We start from the raw sequence: 4,122 nt of genomic DNA, 5'->3' as shown, positions 1-4,122 counted from the left end.
GGTACAGGATAAAGACCAGGATAACTTCGGCCAGCATGAAGTAATACATCATGGTGGAGTCTTCACCGAAGGTGTCCGCCGCATCCTCTTTACCGGCGGCGGTCAGGTCTTCCGCGTTGGCAACCCCGCGGGCAGCCAGCCAGAGTGCCAGCGGGGCGGCCACATACTTAAACAGGGTTTTGGCGGTTTTGCTGTTGACCGCCGCCAGCGCACGGGCAAACAGCCCTTTTTTTGCCGCCGGTTGCGCGGCGTTATTATTCATGACAGACATTTCACTCATTATAAATTCCTTTTGAGTACACTGAAAAATGATGCGGTAACCATTATTACCGTCATCGTCCGGGCAATATTACCCGGCATATTTCCTGTATATTGAGTAAAAAGAAATATGTCGTGTAACGCTGCCGGATTTCAGGCAAAGCTACCGCCCGGATTTGCAACACCTGTTTTCAGGCAAAGCGATACCGTTGCTGTGAAATACAACAAATAAGAGATAAAAAGAAAATGTTATTAATATTTAATTACATTTTAATATTTCGTCAGTAACTGCTGATAATGACCTTCAATATGATTTACATCCCGGAGACTTTCAGATAAACGGATAATTGCCTCAATAGCCTTTGTGCGTTTTGACTGTCTGGCGGATTCAGTCAGTAAGCGGTTGGTTTCGGCAGAAATCGAAATACTGATCGTGACTGGACGGTATTCTTTCTGTTTCATAAAAGCCTCATGGGAAAATAAAATTTAGCTTATGGTTATAAGCAATGCCCGTCAATACGCCAACAGCATCTGACTTTTTGTACAGTGGTTTTTTTTAACGAAAAATGAAGGGATAAAAAGGTTCCAGCCAAGGTGAACGGCTACCTGTATAAATAATTCACGCTTGAATATTGCTAATTTTTTTACCCCCAAAATTCTTTCTATATACTTTTTCACTGTATTTATTTTTATCTGCATAATGACAGATATATCTGCGGTTGAAAAACCACTAATGAGAAGCCATGATATAGCCCATTCTTTATTTGTTAATATATCAAGTGGATTACTGCCTTTCAGGCGTAAAACTATATCATCAAAACTCAATTCATTACCTAAATAATCAAATTTATTAAATTCATTATTTTTAAATAAAAAATGATAAAAATCAGAAGATAGAATTTTATAGTACGAGTAAAGAGTACATTTTTTTCCACAATAGAGAACAGGTAATTCATGAATATAATAGGGAGAAACAACCGCATAAGTATGGCTTTCAATAAAAATCATTGATAAAAACGGAACTTGACTATAAATAGGTTGGTCATCAGCGTGATACAGGAAGGTTTTAAGATCAAAATCAACATTACTAAGTAAACTTTGGTTCAACTGGTCGCAAACTGTCCAGTATGTGGCATTTTTGAGGATATCTTTGACTGATGTATTAAAAACACCTTGAGATTCTGCGAATAGATCAATAGCATGTTCGTTAGACATGTAACCGTCTCCAAAAGGCATGGGTTATGTGTTCAGCTCAGTAGGGAAGTTGTAGCTTCCTTACTGAGCGATTTTTTAAATTTTAAATTAAATGAAATATAACATACACTAAAGTAAAATAGCAATATATTATATTGCTATGCATCACAAAACGATGCTATTCCCAATCATGGGTGATCTATTCTTTATCTTCAAAAAACTTCGCTAATAAATCATCCCTTTCGGCTTTCATCTTTTGAACTGCATCTCTGAAATCATAGCGGGAATCTGATTTTATCTCCTGCAAATCAAACAGCATTTCAAATATTTTCTGCAGACAGACTTTCGATTTAACAAGGTCATCCATAATCTGCTTCTTATAAAGCTCTTCCCAGGTATAACCGTCATCTCCTAATTCTTCTGATTTTTTTTTCAGATTCATGGTAACCCGGATACCTATCTCCAGCATTTCAGAACTGACACTCGACATATTGGCATCCGAAAAACTGGCACCGTCAGCTCTCCGCTCTTCCACAATAGATTTTAAAGCATCATACGTTTTCTGATTCATATAAACATTCTGTCGTGCCATAATATTATTCTCTCTTATTTTGGTGCTTTCTTAGTGCTGACAAAAAAAACAGCCAGATAATGAAAAGTGCCTTTTTAGCGCTTTCTATCATTAAAATAAGCACCAATCAAGCTAATCATGCAGCACCATTCCAGCACAACCAAGGGGCACTGATTTAGCACTTTAAATTTAACATATTGATATTGATGAATTAGCCACTCAAAAGCCATTTTTTTAGCCGGATACAGCCCCAATTTAACACCAAAGGAGCACTGTGATTTAGGCGAATCTTAAATATTTCATATTATTTTAATCATAACGCACTGATGTTAAAACGAATTCATGCAAATTTTAAATTTGCGTAGGGTGTGAGAAACTATTTTCAGAGAAGACTATTTTGTATCTTGTGCCTTGCGTGTATTCACAAATAAAAACCCGCTTCCGTTTTTTTATAAAAAATGCTGTAATCCATGAAAGTTAGTCACTGACGGGGATATTATGAAAACGCTTTTCACATTATTTTCTGCATTAATGTTTCCTGCCCTGTCAGTTGCACAGGATTGCTATGATCTTGCCGGTCGTGATTATGGTATTGACCCGGATTTATTAAGGGCTGTCTCATTCAGAGAGTCATCATTTCGTACTGATGCCCTTAACCGTGTATCTGATGGAAAATATGCCGTTGGTCTGATGCAGATCCATTCTCAGAATTTTAATGAACTCAGAGAATACGGTATTCATGAAAATATGCTGAAACATGATCCCTGTATGAATATTTATACCGGCGCATATTACCTGGCTAAATTTATTCATCTTGAAAAAGACATCTGGCGGGGTGTGGGTGCTTACAATGCAGGCAGGAAAAAATCACCGGAGCAGGAGATTAAAAGACAGCGTTACGCTAACGAAATTTATGTCATCTACAGAAATATAAAAAACAGTCATTAATGTATTGACTGCACCCATTGGTATTATTATTCTGATGGCGATAAAATTTTGTCTGGTGGTTTTATCAGGTCGGGGGAGTTTTCAGCCCCCGATCATTTAAAGATAAAAATTATGATTACTTTTATAGTATTTTATTTTGTCCGATGGTTTTATAACATCTTTTCTTATCTGTAAAATCAACCACTGCAACTATATTTCATCACAGTGGCAACTGTGTCAGATATCACAGGACTCTTATTACAATTCTCTCAGATACCGGTGTGCTTTTGATGCTGCGCTCGCAGCTTTAAATATAAAACGCTTATCATCATTCAGTGCTTTCAGCCATGATGATATATAGCTTTCATGCTGCACATCACCGGTTATTCCCAAATCTGCCATTAAAAACGCACAGCCTAACTCTGCGATCAGTTCCTCAAACGCATATTTGTCTGAACCGTATTTACCGCCCTTCTCTCTGTTTAAACGGGATTTCGCTCCTGTCCAGTGAATTAATTCATGAAGCTGTGTCGCATAAAAATCAGCAGCATTATTAAACCGGAATCTTTCAGGTAAATATATTTCATCGGTAGACGGACGGTAAAACGCCTGTATGCCTTTCTCTGTAATTTTGGCACCACTGCGGGCGGTCAGTGCTTCGGCTTTTTCTATGGGATCAAATGACGTAGCCGGTAATGCTGCATATTCAGCCGCTAAATTATCGATCTGCTGCACATTAAAAACGGTAAATGTTTTCAGCATCGGGATATGTTCAGTCTCTCCGGCCTCGTTTTCTTTTTCCAGCATTTTGTAATAAATAATGGTGGTGCCGTGCTCGCCTTTACGAACCTGACCGCCCTGCTCTGCCGCCTGTTTATAAGTCAGCCACCGGGGATCTGTATAACCCTGCTCCGCTGCACTGCTCCACAGCAGCATAATATTAATTCCGCTGTAAGCTGTGCCGGTTGAAAAATTAGTTGGTAACCCGGAAGCTACGCCGCTACCTGTCCACGGACAGACCCAGGGTTTTACGCCCGCTTCCAGCGCCCTGATGATGTTATCTGTCACTGTCTGATACATGTCCGGTTTTGCTTTGCGCTTTACAAATTTCGTTTTTGAGGAGCCTGACTGCTCCAGCGGGGATACGCTGGTCGCCGCTGCGGGGTTAGGGT

Annotated in this window: 6 protein-coding genes; 1 reads left to right on the top strand and 5 read right to left on the bottom strand. The window is 39.3% G+C overall.

Going from position 1 to position 4,122, the window contains the following annotated elements; translation table 11 throughout:
- The 4 genes from X965_RS18440 to X965_RS18425 form a co-directional block, all read right to left on the bottom strand.
- Positions 1-280 (bottom strand): type IV conjugative transfer system pilin TraA (locus X965_RS18440; RefSeq protein ID WP_036419681.1); only part of this gene is annotated, 280 nt, incomplete at its 3' end.
- 248 nt (positions 281-528) lie between these two features.
- Entirely contained in the window at positions 529-720 is a 192-nt protein-coding gene (locus X965_RS18435) for a TraY domain-containing protein (RefSeq protein WP_036419691.1), read from the bottom strand.
- A gap of 51 nt (positions 721-771) precedes the next feature.
- Positions 772-1,473 (bottom strand): LuxR C-terminal-related transcriptional regulator, encoded by a 702-nt coding sequence (locus X965_RS18430; RefSeq protein ID WP_172794106.1) that lies wholly within the window; start codon positions 1,471-1,473, stop codon positions 772-774.
- A gap of 178 nt (positions 1,474-1,651) precedes the next feature.
- Positions 1,652-2,044: a relaxosome protein TraM gene (locus X965_RS18425; RefSeq protein ID WP_072144607.1), complete on the bottom strand. Its 393-nt coding sequence runs from the start codon at positions 2,042-2,044 to the stop codon at positions 1,652-1,654.
- Positions 2,045-2,521: 477 nt separating this feature from the next.
- Here X965_RS18425 and X965_RS18420 point away from each other — a divergent pair, with 477 nt between their 5' ends.
- Positions 2,522-2,971: a transglycosylase SLT domain-containing protein gene (locus X965_RS18420; protein WP_036419686.1), complete on the top strand. Its 450-nt coding sequence runs from the start codon at positions 2,522-2,524 to the stop codon at positions 2,969-2,971.
- A gap of 237 nt (positions 2,972-3,208) precedes the next feature.
- Here X965_RS18420 and X965_RS18415 read toward each other — a convergent pair.
- The coding region (locus X965_RS18415; protein WP_036419684.1) for an ArdC family protein at positions 3,209-4,122 on the bottom strand (914 nt) is incomplete at its 5' end.

Origin of the sequence: Morganella sp. EGD-HP17 (assembly GCF_000512315.2) — a bacterium.
Lineage (GTDB): Bacteria > Pseudomonadota > Gammaproteobacteria > Enterobacterales > Enterobacteriaceae > Morganella > Morganella morganii.
This window is presented reverse-complemented; position numbering and strand designations above follow the sequence as displayed.

What these genes read in the sequence shown, in the direction of transcription:
- X965_RS18425 (WP_072144607.1), bottom strand. Translation starts at nt 2,044, where the DNA reads ATGGCACGACAGAATGTTTATATGAATCAGAAAACGTATGATGCTTTA.
- X965_RS18420 (WP_036419686.1), top strand. Translation starts at nt 2,522, where the DNA reads ATGAAAACGCTTTTCACATTATTTTCTGCATTAATGTTTCCTGCCCTG.
- X965_RS18430 (WP_172794106.1), bottom strand. Translation starts at nt 1,473, where the DNA reads ATGTCTAACGAACATGCTATTGATCTATTCGCAGAATCTCAAGGTGTT.
- X965_RS18435 (WP_036419691.1), bottom strand. Translation starts at nt 720, where the DNA reads ATGAAACAGAAAGAATACCGTCCAGTCACGATCAGTATTTCGATTTCT.